Origin of the sequence: Rubritalea marina DSM 17716, from assembly GCF_000378105.1 — a bacterium.
GTDB classification, from domain to species: domain Bacteria; phylum Verrucomicrobiota; class Verrucomicrobiia; order Verrucomicrobiales; family Akkermansiaceae; genus Rubritalea; species Rubritalea marina.
In genome coordinates this window covers 107646-126292 of record NZ_KB899250.1, presented here as the reverse complement: position 1 = coordinate 126292, position 18647 = coordinate 107646, and the positions used below count along the sequence as shown (strand labels likewise).

14 protein-coding genes are annotated in these 18647 nt (G+C 51.0%); 8 read left to right on the top strand and 6 right to left on the bottom strand.

Annotation, left to right across the window (positions count from 1 at the left end; translation table 11 throughout):
* Window positions 1-175: 175 nt before the first annotated feature.
* Together F454_RS0104300 and F454_RS0104290 are read right to left on the bottom strand one after the other, a co-directional pair.
* Complete coding sequence (locus F454_RS0104300) at window positions 176-1009, bottom strand: Npun_F0296 family exosortase-dependent surface protein (RefSeq protein ID WP_018969396.1); 834 nt, start codon at window positions 1007-1009, stop codon at window positions 176-178.
* Window positions 1010-2201: 1192 nt separating this feature from the next.
* Window positions 2202-2693 (bottom strand): redoxin domain-containing protein, encoded by a 492-nt coding sequence (locus F454_RS0104290; RefSeq protein ID WP_018969394.1) that lies wholly within the window; start codon window positions 2691-2693, stop codon window positions 2202-2204.
* Between the two features lie 151 nt (window positions 2694-2844).
* On the opposite strand from F454_RS0104290, the gene F454_RS0104285 reads away from it, so the two are divergent.
* The gene (locus F454_RS0104285) at window positions 2845-4374 is read left to right on the top strand and encodes a pyridoxal-phosphate dependent enzyme (RefSeq protein WP_018969393.1); all 1530 of its coding nucleotides are present in this window, start codon (window positions 2845-2847) and stop codon (window positions 4372-4374) included.
* On the opposite strand, the gene F454_RS0104280 is transcribed toward F454_RS0104285, so the two are convergent.
* Window positions 4354-4908 (bottom strand): hypothetical protein, encoded by a 555-nt coding sequence (locus tag F454_RS0104280; protein ID WP_018969392.1) that lies wholly within the window; start codon window positions 4906-4908, stop codon window positions 4354-4356. The two genes, F454_RS0104285 and F454_RS0104280, sit on opposite strands and share 21 nt — an antisense overlap.
* 182 nt (window positions 4909-5090) lie before the next feature.
* Window positions 5091-7631: a DEAD/DEAH box helicase gene (locus F454_RS0104275; protein WP_018969391.1), complete on the bottom strand. Its 2541-nt coding sequence runs from the start codon at window positions 7629-7631 to the stop codon at window positions 5091-5093.
* Window positions 7632-7760: 129 nt separating this feature from the next.
* Between F454_RS0104275 and F454_RS14140 the strand changes: the two genes are divergently transcribed.
* Together F454_RS14140 and F454_RS15555 are read left to right on the top strand one after the other, a co-directional pair.
* The gene (locus F454_RS14140) at window positions 7761-8828 is read left to right on the top strand and encodes an NHL repeat-containing protein (RefSeq protein WP_018969390.1); all 1068 of its coding nucleotides are present in this window, start codon (window positions 7761-7763) and stop codon (window positions 8826-8828) included.
* A gap of 196 nt (window positions 8829-9024) precedes the next feature.
* Window positions 9025-10644 (top strand): maltoporin, encoded by a 1620-nt coding sequence (locus tag F454_RS15555; protein WP_083912884.1) that lies wholly within the window; start codon window positions 9025-9027, stop codon window positions 10642-10644.
* Window positions 10645-10697: 53 nt separating this feature from the next.
* Here the strand turns inward: F454_RS15555 and nagB are convergent, their stop codons facing one another.
* Entirely contained in the window at window positions 10698-11453 is a 756-nt protein-coding gene (nagB, locus tag F454_RS0104260) for a glucosamine-6-phosphate deaminase (protein ID WP_018969388.1), read from the bottom strand.
* Between the two features lie 101 nt (window positions 11454-11554).
* The gene (gene mutM / locus F454_RS0104255; protein ID WP_026292698.1) at window positions 11555-12367 is read right to left on the bottom strand and encodes a bifunctional DNA-formamidopyrimidine glycosylase/DNA-(apurinic or apyrimidinic site) lyase; all 813 of its coding nucleotides are present in this window, start codon (window positions 12365-12367) and stop codon (window positions 11555-11557) included.
* Window positions 12368-12474: 107 nt separating this feature from the next.
* Between mutM and dgt the strand changes: the two genes are divergently transcribed.
* The 5 genes from dgt (at window position 12475) to F454_RS0104230 (ending at window position 18482) form a co-directional block, all read left to right on the top strand.
* Window positions 12475-13758, top strand: a complete 1284-nt coding sequence (gene dgt, locus F454_RS0104250; protein WP_018969386.1) for a dGTP triphosphohydrolase — start codon at window positions 12475-12477, stop codon at window positions 13756-13758.
* Window positions 13759-15879 (top strand): RecQ family ATP-dependent DNA helicase, encoded by a 2121-nt coding sequence (locus F454_RS0104245; RefSeq protein ID WP_018969385.1) that lies wholly within the window; start codon window positions 13759-13761, stop codon window positions 15877-15879. It abuts the gene before it with no gap.
* Between the two features lie 280 nt (window positions 15880-16159).
* Window positions 16160-16444 (top strand): DUF6172 family protein, encoded by a 285-nt coding sequence (locus F454_RS0104240; protein WP_018969384.1) that lies wholly within the window; start codon window positions 16160-16162, stop codon window positions 16442-16444.
* A 91-nt stretch (window positions 16445-16535) separates the two neighbouring features.
* Window positions 16536-17150, top strand: coding sequence for a hypothetical protein (locus F454_RS0104235; RefSeq protein WP_156817126.1), 615 nt, complete (start codon window positions 16536-16538; stop codon window positions 17148-17150).
* 150 nt (window positions 17151-17300) lie between these two features.
* The gene (locus tag F454_RS0104230) at window positions 17301-18482 is read left to right on the top strand and encodes a transposase (RefSeq protein ID WP_018969382.1); all 1182 of its coding nucleotides are present in this window, start codon (window positions 17301-17303) and stop codon (window positions 18480-18482) included.
* The last annotated feature ends 165 nt before the right edge of the window (window positions 18483-18647 follow it).

Below are 18647 nucleotides of genomic sequence, written 5' to 3'. Positions count from 1 at the left end.
CTAGCACAGCTCTGAGTCACAAATCAATGATAGTAGAACAAAGATTTAGATTGGAGTCTCTTGAGGGGGCTCCAATAAAGTGACGCTGATAGCATGAAAAAAACCCACATTGTGATGTGGGGCTTTGCTCTAAGTTCGTCTGTTCGCTTGCTAGGTGGCAACTGGGCACCAGGTTCTAGCGTTTGAACTCTCTGATTTTGTCTTTCATGCCCAAGACTGCGGCGAAAAGCATGAGTGCGTACAGTGGTGGTGTTGGGGCACCTGGAGCACTTTCTTGAGCCCATACCCAAGTGGTGGTGCCGCTGTCTACAGTGGTGGTTTGGGTGCCATTGACTTCGCCTACGACGGTACCAATGTCTGCGATGCTATCGGAGAGTGGGTTGAATGATTCGATGCGGGTGGTGTAGTTGTCCGACTCGAAGCCGCCGCCTCCTTGGGTGGTAAGCTCGACACTATCCCAGCTGGTGTTCTCATCGCCAAAGAAGTTGATGAAGGCATAAGGCTCGCCTTTGTTGCCACCTGTGAGTGGGTTGCCATAATAGTCAGTGCCAAGAGCGAGGTTGTCGAACATGGAAGCCGTGGTGTACTCAGCCACCACATCGGCGCCACTGTAGAAAGTGAGTAAGTTGCTTGCGTCGCCAGCTGACCACCAAAATCCAAAGTAGGAGCTTGGGGAGTTGAGGCTGAGTGTGGTTGTGTTTGACCAGCGGTTGCCTACCCAAGAGAACTTGGAAGCTTGTCCTGTGCTCTCGTCCACTGCGCCGCCCCATACATTGGCGTTAGAAATGAAGAGTTGATCAAATGAACCGACACCTTCCATGGAGACGTCATAGTTGTAGCCTGTGGAGAGGTCGTTAAAATCGAACACGTTGGTGTTGTCCAAGGCGCTGGTGGTCTGGCCAGCGTCAGAGACTGAAACGAGGAGTGAGCCGGCGATTGCGTGATTAGTAAGTGCTGGCACGGTTAGAGCTGCGGCGAAGAGGATCGTTTTAGTGAGTTTAGGAGTCATCGTCTATAAGGTTGGTTTGGAGGTTTGTGAGCCAGCCTGACATTCACGCGGTTTAGGGATTAAGTGATGGTATCACTCAGCCGAGAAGGCGTTCAATGTTTTATCTGGAGGTGGAGGAGCTTGGCCGGCGGCCGATGCTCGATGAACTATTATGCAACCACTGTGCCAAGTTTTCAGAGAGGGTTCAAAAGCTTGTTAAATCAAGGGTTTCGTGGCCAGGTGGCTCAAAGGTGCTCAAAAAAACCTGTATAATTTACCGTCTTGATTGAACGTGATCCGTAAAGATTACACAGCAGGAGAAAACATTCAAAAGAGGTGAAGCATCTCACTTGATCAGAGCGGGGGGGGAGGATTTCCTTCTCATGAAGAAGACTTTAGAAATGCCATCATGATCTAGAAGAGACACATCTTCATTGGGGGGCTATGTGGTAGCTTGCGGTCACCCGAGGTGCCCCCTGGAGTCGTGGACTAGGATCAAAGTACTGGTGACCAGATGGATGGAAGGGTGGCAAGCACTGGAGGGAGGCTGGACTGCCGTGCAGAGAGAATGTGCATGCTTGCCGGCGTCGGAGAAAATCGGGAGAGGGGGGGGACGCCCACTAAAACCCAAAAACACACTCTGGTTTCCTATCTACAGCTGACTGATCATGGATCTCAGCATCATCAATTTGACCTGCTTGGGGTGTGAGCAGATCGAATGGACCTTAGTTTACCAGAGTGTGTTGTTAGCGTGAAATTGTTTAGCGGGGGTGAGCAATTTCATCGCATTGGGGTATCGAGGGGAAAGGGGGGCATTGATCCCCATGGGGGGATGAGGATCAATGTGTTTGGGGGTGTTTGGGGGTGTTTGGGGGTGTTTGGGGGTGTTTGGGGGTGTTTGGGGGTGTTTGGGGGTGTTGCGCTGCGGGGGACGCGCAAGCTAGTTTATTTATACAGGCACTGTGCCAAGATGGATGTGAGTGGTTGTGATCCTTGATAAGTCAAGGGTTGTGGGTTTGTCCACGGGTGATGAATGCAGTTGTGCTCCTGTATGGCTTACAGCAAGCGATGGCTTGAGGCTGTAATATTTACAGTTCTGTTGGCTGCTTGGCCATGAGGGGCGGCTTCAATCATTGGCTAGGGTTCAACAAAAAAGCAGCCCCTCCGGCTAAACCGGCGGGACTGCTACTTGAGAGAGGAGGTGTTGCTTAGGCTAAAGGCCCTTGAGGCACTGCTGGATGGCTTCGAAGTCGGGCATGTCGCTAGGGACTTCGAGGACTTCGGCGTATTGTACGACTCCTTGCTTGTCGATGACGAAGGCGGAACGCTTAGGCACACCGCCCATGATCAGGTTCTTTTCGGGAAGGAAGCTTTGGTAAGCCACTCCATATGCTTCTGTGGCACTATGCTCGTAGTCTGCGAGTAGGCTGATGGTGATGCCTTCTTTTTCGGCCCAAGCTGCTTGTGCGAATGGGTTGTCGCCGGAGATGCCGAGTACCGTCGCATCGAGTTGGTCATAGGTGCTGATGTTCTGAGAAATATCGCAGAATTCCTTGGTACAACCACCGGTGAATGCCATTGGCACGAAGAGGAGAACAATGTTTTTGGAGCCAATTGCTTCAGAGAGAGTGAATGTCTCTGGGCCATTGGATCCTAGAGTGACGAGGGTGAAGTCTGGCGCTTTGTCGCCTACGTTGATGCTCATGGGTATAATTAAGTATGGTTTTGTGGCACAGTACTGTGCGTACGGGGCGTATGTTAGTCTGGAAATGCCAATCATGGCAAGGGGGGAAGGTGGAGGTTTTTACGATTGACCAACAACGGATGCGTGTGACTATCAGCAGTCCCTAATCGCTATGAACCAAGAACAACTATTCCAAGAGATTTTGATGGCACGTCAGCGTGTGTATGCAGCAGGTGATGTCACCCCACTGCAGCAGCTGGAGATTGCGGAATATGATTTTGAATTGTGGGCAAAGCGTGAAGATTTGGGGCCAATCAAAGCCTACAAATGGCGTGGAGCCTACAATGCCGTAGCGGCATTGAGTGAGGTGCAGCGCGCCAAAGGAATCATCGCAGCATCCGCGGGGAATCACGGACAAGGTGTGGCTTTGGCTGCGCGTAAGCTGCAGTGCCAAGCAATTGTGTTCATGCCGGTGTCGACTCCTGAGGTGAAGCAACACGAGGTGAAGCGTCATGGTGGCGAGCACGTAGAGATCCGCCTTATCGGAGACTCATACGACGAGGCGGGAATTGCCGCGCGGGCCTATTGTGATGAGGTAGGTGCTGAATACATTCATCCATACAATGATCCTGTCACGATGGGTGGGCAAGGAACTGTGGCGGATGAGATTGTGATGAGTGGCCATGGGCCATTTGATCGAGTCTATATAGCCGTGGGCGGCGGTGGACTTGCGTCGTCAGTGAGCTGCTGGCTCAAGAAGTACTGGCCTGAATGTAAGGTGATCGGCGTCGAAGGTGAAGATCAGGCTTCGATGAAGGCGGCGATAGAAGCAGGCAAACCGGTGGAACTCGAGTACCTCGATGTTTTTTGTGATGGCACGGCAGTGCGCAAGGTGGGTGAGAATACATTTGAAATTTGTAAGGATCTTCTCGATGAGATTGTGACGGTATCGAATGATGAGGTGTGCCATGGTGTGCGCCGCCTCTGGGAGACGGTGCGCGCTATCCCCGAGCCAAGTGGTGCCATGGGCTTGGCGGCGATCGCTAAAGACTTTGCAGCAGGCAAAATCAAGCCAGGTGAAAAGGTGCTCACGATCATCTGTGGGGCGAATATGGACTTTGCTCAGCTGGCAAACATTTCTCGTCGTGCGGGCATTGGTTCGCGTCACCGTAGATTCCTCAGAGTGCCTATTCCGGAAGGTAATGGTTCCTTGCTTGATTTCTTGAAGGCATTGCCTGAAGCGGTCAGTATCGTCGATCTTCAATATGGTCGCGTCGGAACGGAGGAGCAGTATCCGGTAATTGGCATGATTGGCTCAGCTGAAGAATACGCTGCCGTTGATGCGCTTCTCGAAGCGCGTTGTGTGACTGCAGCAGACGTCTCTAGTGAGGAAATCGTGGACTACCGGATCATCAACTACGATCCCAGCCTCTTTACCTGTCCGCTTTTCGTCAATGTCGAGTTTCCTGAGCGCGCTGGAGCATTCCAGCAGTTCATGGAGAAGGTCAGCGACTACAGCAGCCTATGTTACTTCAACTACGAATATTCGGGTGAGCGCGTTGGCCGAGCCTTGGTGGGCATGGATTTTCCAGATCAAGCTGCGAAAGATGCTTGTCGCGACTTGCTCAATGGAATGGTGGGTGGCGATATTCGTGACGTCCGCCCGGTGAGTGAGGAGACGCTACAGCGACTTCTTGGGTAAGCGGCGACGCACCTTGCGGCGTGGAATCGTACTGCGACGTGAGTGCGATAGTTGCGATTGAGTGCGCTGCATTGGGCTCGTGAGATCGTGCCTGACATTGTTCACTGCATGTTCGGCAGCGCTGATGTCGGCATCGTGAGCTCCTAGTTGCGTGATGCTCAAGTCTGCAATCTGTCTCATTTGATCATCGAGCGATGTCGCTGAGTCACTGAGGAGGTCGAGTTGCATGAGCCATTGGTCAAAATCTTGGCTTTCCAGTGTGTCGCCAAACAAGGCAATGAGTTGCTCGTGGAAGGCGTGCAGGAGATTGTGAATCTCGTGGTCGCGCTCCACCAGCAGGATGGAGTAGCGGGTCACCGCATTGGTGAATATAAAGACGTGCTCGTCATTTGATTCTGTAGAGATGAGGAGCTCGCAGCGCCACATCGCACGCCAGTCAAATGCGAGGATGGTTTCGGTGTCTTTTTTGAGTTTGAACGGGTTGAGTTCAAAGTGTGTCTGGACCTGGTGGCTCAGGTACAATTGTGTAGTCATGGTATAGGGGAGGGCTTATTTCTGATTTAGCTACGCTAGCATGCCGCTCCCCTTAATTGTTTGAAAGATCTAACTTTTAGCAATCTGTCTCATTCACCTCGCAATTTGTGTTATTTTCAATTGGTTACTTCAAACTTAGTTGGCGCGTTCAAGAAATCACCCGAATGCTGGGTGTTCTAAAGTTAAATCTCTGTAATCGATTGCAAAATAAAATACGGTTCACCTAACTTGTTAGTTGTGTGAATATCTAATAGACAATTGATAGACCAATCATTGAGTTCATCTGGGTCTGAAATGACTTGGTTTATTTGCCAAAATTGCTGGTCGTCAGAAATTTTAATAATTGTGTTTTTGGAGTTCCTAGCTTCTGGGTCTAATCGCATACTATGATGATTTTGGAAGTAGGTATCGATGATTGGGTCGATGCGTTCGAAGTTCCAAGCTTGATCATTTTGGTCTTTAGGAGCGAATTGTTGGAGGAAGGAATCAATTTCATCGTAGGCGAGGAATTTGAGTGCTTGGAGGATTTTTTGGCGTAGGAGTTTATCAAGCTTGCGCTTTTGTTGGCTGAGTGGTTTTTCAGCAGTTTCTTTAGCTTTGGCGGCTTTTTCTTCGAGGAAATTTGGGTTTTGCATGAGTTCCCACTCATCGATGAGTGAGGAGTCGATGTTGTTGACATGTTCCTTGAGGTATTGCTCGGCCTCGAGCAGGGTATCGTTCTTGAGGTTGGGTGGCACTGTTTGCGCGAGCACTTTATAGACCTCACTGAGGTGGCGAAGCAGGATGGCTTCGGATCGCTCTAGTTTGTAGTCTTTGATGTAATCTTCGAAGTCGAGGTATTCCTCGAACATCTCTCTCGCGATCGATTTTGGGCGAATTCCTTCACTGCGTACCCACGGGTGCTTTTCGCGAAACTGGTTGTATGTGTCGTAGATGAAGCCTTTGCCTGGCTGAGGGTAGGTCACGTCCTCAAGACGTTCCATGCGTTCCTCGTAGCTCACGCCTTCATCTCGCAGTTGGGCAATGAGCTTGCCTTTTGCCTTACTGATTTGGGCTTTAAGGATGGCTGCTGGGTCTTCGAGTATGGCCTCAATGAGGCTGATGACTTGAAGTGCGTATTCAGGATGCTCGCGGTCAAGGTCTGGCACGGTCTCTAGGAGGTAGAGGCCGAGTGCTTGGTTCATGGTGAAGTCGTCTTGCAGATCGATGTGTAACTGTACCTTTGGAGCTGCTGCGGAGACGGCGCGTTCTGACGGTGGGATGATGGTCAAGACACCGCCGCGGACGAGTGCGATAAACATCTTGCGAGCTTGCTCGCGAAGTTTTTGTTTTGAGCTGTCATTTTCGTGACAGTTTTCAAGGATGGCTTGGAGCGAGGCGCAGCCATCTTCGTGGCGACGGCTTAGCACATTGAGAATAAAGTTGTGGCGCAGTCTGAAGCTGGACTTCAGTGGCTCGGGAGCTGAGTTTTCAAGCTTATAGAAGGTGTCTTCGTTCCACGCGACGTAGCCATGTTCCGGAGCCTTCTTTTTGACGACTTTCTTTTTCTTTGTGGATGCGGCGGCTTTGGCTTCGAGTCTTATATTTTCGATGATGTGTTCTGGGGCTTGAGCCACTACGTAGCCGCGGTCGTCGTAGCCTCGGCGTCCTGCCCGGCCGGCGATTTGCTTGAAATCACGTACGGTTAGTATTTTAACACCTGATCCATCGAACTTGCAGAGTTGGGTGAAGAGTACTGAGCGAATGGGGACGTTGACCCCAACCCCTAGGGTGTCGGTGCCACAGATGACTTTGAGTAATCCTTGTTGCGTGAGTTTCTCAACGAGGATGCGGTATTTTGGTAGGAGTCCGGCGTGGTGGATGCCGATGCCGTGGCGTAAGAGTTTGCTGATTTCTTTGCCATAGGGGGAGCGGAAGTTGGCGTCTCTGAGTTGCTCGGCAATGGCATGCTTTTCTTCTTTGCTACAGAAATTTTGCGAGAGAAGGTTTTGAGATGATTCCGCGGCGGCGCGTTGGGAAAAGTGTACGAGGTAGACGGGGGCTTTGTCGTTTTCTACGAGTTCTGAAACCTTTTCAGATAGGGGGATTTCCGAGTAATCAAATTCTAGGGGTACGGGACGTTGGTCGGATTGTACCAATGTGGTGACGGCCCCGGTGAGTTTGCTGAGGCAATCCACAAAGAATTCGTTATCGCCGATTGTGGCAGACATGAGGGTGAAGCGCGCTTGTGGCAGCGTGAGTAATGGTACTTGCCATGCGATGCCGCGTTCCTCGTCAGAGTAGTAGTGAAACTCATCGATGATCACATCATCTACTTTGGCGCTGCTGCCGTCGCGCAGTGCGATATTGGCCAGGATCTCAGCTGTGCAACAAATGATGGGAGCGCTGGGGTTTACCGTGGCGTCGCCGGTGACCATGCCGACATGCTCCGGTCCAAAGGTTTTGCAGAGCGAGAGGAATTTTTCGTTGGCCAGCGCCTTGATGGGCACGGTGTAGTAAGAGATGCGGCCAGCGCAGAATGACTTGTAGTGGTGTGCCAAGGCTACCAGCGATTTCCCTGAGCCCGTCGGCGTGTTCAATATGACGTTGTGGTTCTCAAAAATTTCCAAGATGGCTTCTTCTTGGTGATCGTAGAGATCCAGCCCTGCAGCAGTGACTGCCTCTAGAAATTGCTGCAAGCTTGATTCCTGGTCGATATGCCCTGCTGGCTTGGTGAGTTGCATGTCGCTAGAATGCTGGGAATCTGGGTGAGTGGAAGCATATTTCTTAGGCAATTCTAGGCTCAGCTCACTCAAATAAAAAAAAAAGAAAATGAGTTGAAAAGCTTGATAGATTTCTTCGTACTGTGGGAGATGAAAAAATTTACCAAGAGTAATCAGTTTTTCGCCCTAACGGGTGCAGCATTCGTTGCCGCAGCTGGCATGACAGATTTGCATGCCCACGGAGGTGAAGACCATAAGCACGATAAGTCAGAAGCAAAAGAAGTGACCGGTGGCATCACTGGCACCGAAGGCTATATGTTCAAGGCTGACCCAACATGGGGTGGCATGGAGGAAGGTAAGCGTTTCGGTCAAACTCACGGTGGTGTGGTGATCGATAAGCAAGGTCTAGTCTACGTTTCTACCGACACACACGCATCCATCCACGTCTTCGGCCAAGATGGTAAGTTGTTGAAGAGCATTGCTCCGGAAGCTCGTGGTGTCCACCACATGGCGATTCGCGAAGAAAATGGCGAAGAGTTCATCTACTGTGCGCAGCTCCTCTCTGCAAAGAACGAGCCACCACGCCTCCTCAAGATGAAGCTCGACGGAGAAATCGTGATGACCATCCCGAACGAGAACACTGGCGAAGTAGAAGGCGGCTTCAAGGGCACTACCGGTATCGCGGTGGCTCCGGATGGCACGATCTACTGTTCTATGGGCTACGGCTCCAACCTCATTCACGCCTTCAGCCCAGAGGGTAAGCACCTCAATGCTTTTGGTGGCCAAGGCCGTACCGATGGCAAGTTCGTGACTCCGCACACACTTTCGATTGATCTTCGTTTTGACGAGCCACGCATCCTCGTGTGTGACCGTGAAAACCGTCGCCTCCAGCACTTCACCCTCGGTGGTGAGTTCATCGGCATCCACAGCTCCGGCCTGAACCGCCCATGTTCTGTTTCATTCCTCGGTGACTTGGTCGCTGTGGCTGAGCTAGAAGCGCGTGTGACACTCCTCGATAAAGAAGGTAAAATCCTCGCACACCTCGGCGAGAACGACAACAAAGAGGAATGGGCAAAGTTCAACCTCAAGCCAGAGGGTTACCGCCTCGGCGTCTTCTCCGCACCACACGGTGTAAGCTTTGACAAAGACGGCAACCTCTACGTTCAAGACTGGAACGTTGCGGGTCGCGTCACCAAGCTTGAGAAGCTCGATAAATAATCTCTGATCGTAACACATTGATTTTAAATGGCTCCATTGCTTCTGGCTGTGGAGCCATTTTTTTGTGCAATCCCCAGTGGGCTCAAGCTCCGTCTATCAGTCCCTTGTGGCGTATTCGTTGCATTAGGTTGCGGCAGGGCAGAGGACGAGGGATGTTGACATTGTTTTAGCTGTTAGTATGTTATGAGGTGCTGCTATGAAAAAATCCCAATTAATTCGTTCACGCATGTTGTTTCCCTGGCGCTACGCGTGTGTGGCATTAGTCTGCCACACGGCGCCGATTGTGTATGCCGCGAGCGATGAAGACCTGAGTGCTCTACGCGATGAAGTGTCTGCGATTCGTCAGTCTTATGAAGACCGAATCGCCAAGTTGGAAGCCAGGATTTCTGAGATGGAGCAGGAAAAAAAGGCAGACCAACAAACTTTAGAAAAAGTGGAAAAGCAGGCCGCAGCAGCGAGTTCGGTAGCGGCCACCAACTCTGCAGCGATTCGTAACGTCAAAGCAGCGCCGGCACCTCCCACGCCGAGTGAAGAGCTTCCTGATGCGAGCGTGGAAAAAATTCGCAAAGAGATGGACGCTTATGATGTGACGCGTGGTTTTACTTTCAGTGGCTATTTTCGATCTGGCTTAGGCACCGATGCCAGTGGCAACACGATGGAGGCGTTTCGCGCGCCCAATGCTCAATCGAAGTTCCGTTTGGGTAACGAGGCAGAGACCTATGTGGAGACAGCATTTGGCTATTCTTTCCCGAACTTAGACTTACCTGAAGGTGTGGAGTTTTCGGTGAAGTTTATGCCTTCCTATTCGGTCCCGAATGCGAATGCTGCGAAATCGACGTTTTCATGGCGTCAGGCATATGCTCAAGCCAAGGGGGTGTGGGCCGGCCAGCCAAAAGCATCATTTTGGGCGGGTGAGAGGTTTTATAATCGATATGACGTGCATATGAGCGACTTCTACTACCTTGACATGAGCGGCTTTGGCGGTGGCGTAGAGAATATTGAATTGGGTGATCTTGCGAAGCTTTCAGTGGCCTGGATAGGCGGTAGTATTGACCGTCTCGACAGCACTGGTAGTGAGGCAGTCACTCGACTGGGGGGGAAGAATAGCCTGGATATCCGGATCCATGATATTGAGGTGCCTGGCGGTAAGGGGATGCTGTGGCTCGATATTGCAGATGTGAAGGATAGCGTCAGGCCGAATGGGGCGAATGTGGAGGTGAAAGGGAATACGGGATTTGCCATTGGCTTGTTGCACGAGGCGGATGATGTCTTTGGTGGAACCAACCGTGCCATGGTGCAGTTCGGTGTGGGCGCGGCATCGAACTTTCGATCGACTGAACCAGATTATAGCGGCATTGCTCCAGCCGATACGGAACCACCACTTTTGGTGGACTACAATGACGTGCATCATTTTCGTTTCGTGAACGACTTGGTGATGAAACCATCTGATCAGTGGAACCTATCCAGCACGCTAGTCTATGATTATTATGACGCGAGTTTGGAGGAACGAGGGGAGGTCAATTGGGTTTCATTTGGTGTGCGCCCAGTCTACTTCTTCAATGACTTTTTCTCTTTAGCAATCGAAGCGGGTGTCGATCATACCAATGAAACTGGAGGCGACTCAGGTGAGGTCTACAAGTTTACCATCGCGCCGCAGATTGCGCCTGGGCGCGACATGTTCTCTCGGCCGTCGATCCGTTTTTTTATGACCTACGCAGCGTGGTCGGATGATTTCATCGGTAAAGTATCCTCCCAAAACTATGGCAATGATTCCCAAGGCCTGAACATTGGTGTGCAGGCGGAAGCCTGGTGGTAGGGTTTTCTGGTTTCCTGGACAAACGATAGGTGCCGAATCCGGTGATGCCTGGGTTAGGAAAGTGCTGAGGCAGCCGCTGCGTCGATGTAGAAGTCCGTGTTGGGGTGGCGTTGTAGGTAGGAGGCTGAGACGCTGCTATTGACTGAACCATTGAGTGCTTGGTTGATGATGTCCGCTTTAGAGTTTCCCCAAGCCATGAGCACAATGCGTTTTGCTGAGAGGATGGTGCCGCAGCCCATGGTGATGGCTGAAGTGGGCACTTGGGCGAGACCACCGAAGGTGCGAGCAGCGTCTTCGCGGGTCACGGGATCCAAGGAAACGGCCCGTGTGCGTGAGTCGATTGGTGAGCCAGGTTCGTTGAAGCCGATGTGTCCGGTGCGACCGATCCCGAGGATTTGCATATCGAGCCCGCCGGCATCGAGGATCGCTTGTTCGTAGGCGTGACAGTGCGCAGGGATGTCAGCCTCGGCAACGGTTCCTGATGGCATGTGGATGTTCTCGGGTAAGATGTCGATGTGCTGGAACAGCTGGTTGTGCATGAACTGCCAATATGACTGTGGGTGGTCGCGGCAGAGACCTGTGTATTCATCCAGATTAAAGCAGGTCACAGTTGCAAAGCTCAGGCCGCGTTCTTGGTGCCATTTGATGAGTTCCTTGTAATAGGGCACGGGCGTGTCGCCGGTGGCTAGGCCCAGGACCGTGTGTTTGCCTTTGGCTTCATTGTCCTTGATCAGGCTGGCAGTTTCTAACGCTAACTGAGTTGCGGCGTCTGCGCGGGTGGGGAATACGTGTACTGGAATCTTCTGCATGGCAGTTTCCTGTTTCGCAACGATGCTTGAGCAATGGTATGCTGGCGCCTCGGTGGTGTTTCAGCTTGCAGCGTAGCACAGGAGCAGAAAGCGAGCAATGTTCAAGGTTGGCAGCGAGGGCAGTAAAAAGTAGAGCGCTGCCCTAGTACGACGCGCTTGATGGTACCATCGCAGACTTTGCAGGGCTCAGCTTCACGACCGTAGACGTAGAGCTCTTGCTGGAAGTAACCCGGCTGGCCATCGCTTTTGGTGAAGTCGCGCAGGGTCGTGCCTCCTTGTTCGATGGCATTGGATAGTACCTTACGAATGTTTTGATGGAGGAGCCTGAGCTTTGGCTTTGAGACCTTGGCTGCAGGTTTTTTAGGGTTGATCTTGGAGAAATGCAGGGCCTCGCAGGCGTAGATGTTGCCGACTCCTACGACGACGTGTCCATCCATGATGTGTTGCTTGATGGTACGTTGGCGGCCTTCACAACTTTGGATAAGGTGCTCAGGAGTGAATGCTTCACTGAGAGGCTCGGGTCCGAGTGATCGAATCAGCGTGTGCCTTGCCGGTGACTCATGAGTCCAGAGAGCACAACCAAATCGACGTGGGTCGTGGTAGCGCATTTGCTTGCCATCGGGCAGGTGGAAGATCAGGTGGTCGTGTTTTTTGAGTGGTTCATCGGCATCGATGACACGCAGACTTCCAGACATGCCGAGGTGAATGATCATGTGGCCATCACCCGTTTCGATGAGGATGTACTTTGATCTGCGGCTGACGCTGTGGACTTGAGCCTGACGCAGAGAGTGGATTTCTTCGGAAACTGGCCAACGAAGCTGGCCGTTGAGGACTTCGATGTGGTCGATGGATTTGCCCACGAGGTGAGGGCGGATCCCACGACAACTAGTTTCCACTTCTGGCAGTTCCGGCATGTCCATGTGATCGCCCGATTCGGATTGTTCCGCAAGTGTAGAGTTCGGCTCGAGCTAAAGAAAACTGTTGTCGCAGTTGGCTGATGCGTTAGTCTCTGGCAGACATCATGGAGAATTCGTTTTACTCAGCCTTCGACCAAGAAAGATTGAACATAGAATCCCCACGCGACGACTATCGTTCGTGTTTTCAGATCGACCGCGATCGTATTCTCCATACCGATTCATTTCGTAGTCTGCAGAGCAAGACTCAGGTGTTTTGGAGTGGTGAATATGACTTCTATCGGACACGACTGACCCATTCCTTGGAGGTGGCTCAAATCGGTAGATCCATTAGTTATTACCTTAAAAAATTTTCCTCATATCTGGGTGAAGAGTACTTCATTGATAGTGATTTGGTGGAGGCGATATGTTTGTCCCATGATCTTGGGCACCCACCCTACGGGCATGCTGGTGAGAATGTGATCAATCGCTTCATGCATGAGGAGGGAGGCTTTGAAGGGAATGCGCAAACTTTGCGTTTGATTACGGAGCGGATCTTCTCGTCCAAGAACACCGGGATGAACCCATCCCGTGCCTTCCTCGATGGAGTGCTCAAGTACAAGACGCTGTGGTCTGAGCTCAAGTCATCCAATGATGGCATGCCGCCAAAGAACCACTTTATATACGACGAGCAGGTGAAGTATTTAGATTGGGTGTATGAAGGTCGCGATTTTCCAATCGAATACACTCCAGGTAAAGCCAGAGATGCCTTCAAGTCGATCGAATGCCAAATCATGGATTGGGCAGACGATGTGGCGTACTCACTCAATGATCTAGCAGATTCTATCAGAGCTGGTTTTCTCGATGTCCTAACGATTGAGAATTGGGCTGCAGAGCACGGCCATTCCATTCAACCCGAGTCTCCATTGGGCGACTTGCTCAAGGCGATACGCCGGGGTAAGGTGGAGTCGTTCGTGGGGCGGAAAATTGGGGATTTTATCCAGGCGGTCGAGCTTGATGAAGTGGTCAATTTCATGAGTGGTGAGTCGAATCGTTATCGATACACATTACTGATAGATGCTGAGCAACGTGCAGTCTGTGATGTGTACAAGGCACTAGCCTATCAAGTGGTGTTTCAATCATCTGAGCTTAGCCAGTTAGAGTACAAAGGCGGACACATGCTCAGCAAGCTTTGGAATCTTCTGCACTGTCAGTATGTGCTTGGAGATTCGAATGATGGGTTCCGGATTCTGCCCGATCCCGTGGCCAAGGAAATCGAGCAGTGCGCGGATCGCGCCGCGAAATCGCGCGTGCTCTGTGACTACATCGTGAGCCTTACCGATGCTGCGGTCAATCGCCTGTACAAGCGCCTTTTCACGCCGGGCTACGGCTCTATCGGAGACATTGTTTAGATGCAGAATCCACGGCAGATCAAGGACGCCCACGAGGCACTTCGCGAGCACTTTGGCTTTGAGGCCTTCCGTGAAGGGCAGGGCGATGTGGTAGATAAAATCATCAGTGGCACAGACGGCCTAGTCGTCATGCCCACCGGCGGCGGTAAGTCGCTTTGTTACCAACTGCCAGCGCTGTGCTTAGAAGGTGTCTGCATTGTGGTTAGCCCATTGATTGCCCTGATGAAGGATCAAGTGGATGCTTTATTGGTGCGTGGAGTACCAGCCACAGTGATCAATTCCACGCTGACCCTCGCCGAGCAACGCGAGCGCGTCTCCGGCATGCGCTCAGGCAAGTATAAGCTGGTCTACGTTGCGCCTGAGCGCTTTAAAGTGGAGAGCTTTATTCAGGCGCTGCTAGAGGTTGATATTTCACTTTTTGCGATCGATGAAGCCCATTGTTTGAGTCAGTGGGGACATGATTTTAGGCCAGATTACATGCGCTTGGGCGCAGTGTTAGAAAAAGTTGGGCATCCACAATGTGTGGCGCTCACAGCCACTGCTACAGCAGATGTGCGTCGCGATATCTTGTCGGTGCTTAAGCTGAGAAATCCCTTCGAGACAGTGAGTGGCTTCGCTCGAAGTAACCTAAGCCTGAACATCACGACGGTCTCGAAGCATGAGCAAAAGTACAAGCGCATCCGCGAGGTCATCAAGCAATGGAAGACTGGGATTGTCTACTGCGCCACGCGCAAGCGTGTGGATGAGATCGCTGAGATGCTGCACGACTGGGGCGTGAGTTGCATTGCCTACCACGGGGGGATGAGCGATGAACAACGTGAGAAAACCCAGAATACTTTCATTCAGAGAGAGGCCGATGTGGCGGTGGCTACGAACGCCTTTGGCATGGGGATTGATCGCTCCGATGTGCGCTTCGTGATGCATTTTGAAGTTCCAGGTAGCGTGGAAGCATACTATCAGGAGGCTGGGCGTGCGGGACGTGATGGCAAGCCTTCGCATTGTGAGCTTTTGTTCAACTACGCAGACACCCGCACCCAGGAGTTTTTCATCGAGGGAGTGAATCCGACCTACAAGACGATTTGTGATCTCTATCAGCATCTCTTGAATCAGGTGAATACGGATTTCGAGGTGCATGAGACTTTGGACCAAATGAAGATTGGTGCGGATGTGAAGAATGGGATGTCGGTTGGAGCTGCATTGGGGGTCTTGATGCGCCAAGGCATGATTGAACGTTTCAAGGTCAATGGCTCGCGAGTGATGGGGACTCGCTTGTTGAAGCCGAATGTCTTGACCAGCAAGTTAGAGATTGACCGGCACGCCCTCGAGGAAAAGGAGCGCCGCGATAAGTCGAAACTCGCCGCGATGGTCGAGCTTTGTTACTCACACCAATGCCGCCAGCAATGGATTATGGAATATTTTGGTGAGCGTGATGCTGGCACCTGCGGTAGCTGCGATGTCTGTGTCGGTAAGCTCGGTGAGGGCGCCAGTGAAGGATCGCCTGAGCAGGTCATGAACCTGCGTAAGATGCTCAGCGGCGTCGCCCGCATGAGTCGCAAGGTGAATGGGCAGTGGGAGGGGCGCTTTGGTAGAGGCCGCGTGGTGCAGATGCTTGTTGGCAGCAAGGCCAAAGAAATTCTCCAAAACCGACTCGAGGAACTCAGCACCTACGGGCTCCTCAAAGACCTAGGCACCGCCTATCTCAATGATTTGATGCAGTCGGCTCATGACGCCGGGCTCGTGCAAACCCAGAAAGGGGAATACCCGCTCGTCAGCCTCTCCGCCCGCGGCGAAGAGGTGATGTTAGATAGGGCCAAGCCCCTGGTCGTTTGGCCAGGCTCTGCGGCTAGCCTCAAAACTAAGGAGCAGCGCTCCGATGGCCTGAATTTAAGCACGCTGGGTTTTGACGCAGAACTCTACGAACGCCTGCGCAAGCTCCGCGCCGAAATCGCCCACAACGAAGGAGTCCCCGCCTACCAAATCTTTTCCAACAAAACATTGGAGGCAATGACGCGCCTGCGGCCCAATTCGGTACGCTCTGGTCGCTCAGTCCCCGGCGTAGGGGAGAAAAAGGCCGACCGCTACCTAGCCCGCTTCGTCGAGCTGATTAAGACCTACTCGTAGAAGAGGTTCTAAGCTCTTAGCCAAACACAAGCTGATGCGCTCAGCACAAATTTCTAACAGCCTTCCTCATCGAGCCTGTCACTATAGGGACTCTATAGGAAAGGATTTCCAGCTTCAAGGGCGCCTATTTGCTATGACGTGCTCCACTCGCAGTTTTAAGATGATAGAACACGTAGATCAACAGAAGAGGTTGCTGGAAGTGCCCTTAATCTAAACAATGTATTGATTACGAATCATTTCCTAGTACCCAAAGACTACAGTCAACCATGACATTTCAACGATGAAGAAAGTATTTCAAATTGCAGATCCCAAAAAGAAGCCAGCCCGAATGATTGAGGCGGCTAAAAGCACGATCAATAAGTACGTGAAACGCGAACGCAACAAGCAGCTAAGCCCCGATGCCAACTTTTGGGATTTCCGCTGTAAATTTGGGATCGATGCCGATTCCGCACAGAAGGTACACCACAAGCAATTGTTTTCAGAAATAGACAAGCTCAATACCGAAGAGGTGACATCGTTTTATGTCGAACTTACGGCATTCGAGGCGACTCGCCGTAAAGGGTGAACTTTGTATTTCAATCAGTCTTACCTTGTGGGCTCCAAGACCCGATCAGAATGAGCATCATACATAGTGACAGGCTCAATAGATTTAAGTCATGAATCCTTTTTTAGTTATTTTAATTATATTTAGTTTAAGTCCTATTTGTTATTGTTCAGATGTATCTTTGTGTCCTACGACTCAATCATATTTGAGTAAGTTTAAAGAATTTTCGCCAAATCAATTGAACTTTAACGATTGCGGGTTTTTGAGAATTACGATTATAAATTCTGATGGCGAGGCAACCCAGCTGTCCTGGCAGATACCTAATGACGATACCAAGCAATCAAACTTACGCGTTAGAAGGCTAAAGGTAATTAATAGAGATGAGGCGCTATGTGAGGGTGATTTTCACCATGAAATGGTACATAACGCTCTAATGGTCCTTTCTTGTGAAAAGACTAAGAATCTCATCGATGTTCTAGATTCCATCGATACAGAATTATTAAATGGAAAATGTTGGAAAGGTGAGGAACTCGATAGCAACCTACATGTATACGAATTAATAGATTCTACTTCAGTTGTTGTATGGGAGCGTCAAAGTCCTCTTTGGATTACAGACGAAGATGTAAAAAGTGTTTCCAAGATGAGGTTAGCCAGTGAATTAAAACTGACAATGTTGGCTGAAATGCTAAAATTGTGTGCATACAAATGCCTGTTGCCTCATAAATAGAGCACACCGTAATACATAGTGACATGTAACACATAGCATACATGGAGCCAGGCTCAATACAGAGAATTAGATCGCGTTACTGGTTGAGTAGGAGTAGTCTGTGAGTTGATGTCAGCGATTGCTGATGTCTAACTTTCAATCCCTCCTCCCATGCGAATTCCCCGTAAGTATTTGTTATCGTGCCACCAAGACACTCAGGGTGGTATTTACCATTGTGTGACTCGTGCTGTTTGGCGCGAGTTTGTATTTGATGATCATGGCCGTGAGTTCTTTGTGCAGCTGATGCGCAAGTACGAGGCCTTTGGCGATCTTAAGGTGCTGGCGTATTGCATTATGAGCAATCACATTTATGTGATGGTCTACGTGCCGCCAGGCAAGGCTGATGAACTCAGCGATCATCAATTTCTCAAGCAACTCTCGCATTTGTATTCGCAGGAATTGATCGATGATATGCAGCAGCGCTTGGCCACAGCCCGCGCGATACCCGATGTTGAAAAGCGTGATGCTGCTGTGCGTGCGATAAGAGAACCCTACACCCGCAGGATGTGGAACCTTTCGGAGTTCATGCGTTCAATCAAGCAAGGCTACAGCCGATGGTTCAACAAGGAACAGGGCAAAGAAGGAACCTTGTGGCAGGGGCGCTTTACCAGCGTGCAAGTCCAAGGTGGCTGGCATGCACGCTTTATCGCTGCATACATTGACCTCAACCCATTACGAGCTGGAATCGTGAAGGAACCGCTGGACTTCAGATGGTGCGGCTACGCAGCAGCTTATGGGAGCTCAAAGGAAGCCCAAGGTGGATTGCAGGCCTTGATGTTGCATGAGAGTAGCTTCGAGCTCTGCGAGGCGTGGAAGGCGGTCGGCAGGGAGAAGATGCATGAATACTTGGCCAGTTTGAGGCAAGCTGAACACGACAAGAAGGGAAGTCTGAAAGAGGAGAGAAGCTTCGACTTCAGAAGCGAGAGTGCGCGCTATCGTTGCATGCTAGCAGAAGAAGGGGAGGCGGCTGTAGGAGATGCCATTCCTAGTGAGTCACAGTCGGCGCGGAGGAAGCGTAAGCTAGGTTTTGATAGAAAAGAGGTAGAGCAAATCCTCAACGAGGGAGGCAAGTTGAACTGGCGTCAGATGCTGCGCTGCAAGCTACGTTTCGCCGTGGATGGTGTGATCTTTGGTTCTAAAGAATTTGTCGAGGATGGCTTTCAAGCGCTGCAGGATCAATGCGGCGAGGCTTATGCGAATCGCACCCATGGAGCGAAGAAGATGCTGTATACTAAAGAGTCTCGCATCTACGCCCACCGGCAGCATTTGAAGGATGCGTGTGAAGTGCATTGAAAATTAGAATAGTTGGCTCAGGCTTACTTCCTCTCTAACTAGCGTTATGTTTTAAGCTCAGCACTACCGTGTCTGCATGGCACAGTTTTTCATACTTGCGGCTATTTTGTTGCTCTAAATTCGGCCCTCGGCCAATGAACGACTACATCACATAGATTTAGATTG

What these genes read in the sequence shown, in the direction of transcription:
- F454_RS0104300 (WP_018969396.1), bottom strand. Translation starts at nt 1,009, where the DNA reads ATGACTCCTAAACTCACTAAAACGATCCTCTTCGCCGCAGCTCTAACC.
- F454_RS0104290 (WP_018969394.1), bottom strand. Translation starts at nt 2,693, where the DNA reads ATGAGCATCAACGTAGGCGACAAAGCGCCAGACTTCACCCTCGTCACT.
- F454_RS0104285 (WP_018969393.1), top strand. Translation starts at nt 2,845, where the DNA reads ATGAACCAAGAACAACTATTCCAAGAGATTTTGATGGCACGTCAGCGT.
- F454_RS0104280 (WP_018969392.1), bottom strand. Translation starts at nt 4,908, where the DNA reads ATGACTACACAATTGTACCTGAGCCACCAGGTCCAGACACACTTTGAA.
- F454_RS0104275 (WP_018969391.1), bottom strand. Translation starts at nt 7,631, where the DNA reads ATGCAACTCACCAAGCCAGCAGGGCATATCGACCAGGAATCAAGCTTG.
- F454_RS14140 (WP_018969390.1), top strand. Translation starts at nt 7,761, where the DNA reads ATGAAAAAATTTACCAAGAGTAATCAGTTTTTCGCCCTAACGGGTGCA.
- F454_RS15555 (WP_083912884.1), top strand. Translation starts at nt 9,025, where the DNA reads ATGAAAAAATCCCAATTAATTCGTTCACGCATGTTGTTTCCCTGGCGC.
- nagB (WP_018969388.1), bottom strand. Translation starts at nt 11,453, where the DNA reads ATGCAGAAGATTCCAGTACACGTATTCCCCACCCGCGCAGACGCCGCA.
- mutM (WP_026292698.1), bottom strand. Translation starts at nt 12,367, where the DNA reads ATGCCGGAACTGCCAGAAGTGGAAACTAGTTGTCGTGGGATCCGCCCT.
- dgt (WP_018969386.1), top strand. Translation starts at nt 12,475, where the DNA reads ATGGAGAATTCGTTTTACTCAGCCTTCGACCAAGAAAGATTGAACATA.
- F454_RS0104245 (WP_018969385.1), top strand. Translation starts at nt 13,759, where the DNA reads ATGCAGAATCCACGGCAGATCAAGGACGCCCACGAGGCACTTCGCGAG.
- F454_RS0104240 (WP_018969384.1), top strand. Translation starts at nt 16,160, where the DNA reads ATGAAGAAAGTATTTCAAATTGCAGATCCCAAAAAGAAGCCAGCCCGA.
- F454_RS0104235 (WP_156817126.1), top strand. Translation starts at nt 16,536, where the DNA reads ATGAATCCTTTTTTAGTTATTTTAATTATATTTAGTTTAAGTCCTATT.
- F454_RS0104230 (WP_018969382.1), top strand. Translation starts at nt 17,301, where the DNA reads ATGCGAATTCCCCGTAAGTATTTGTTATCGTGCCACCAAGACACTCAG.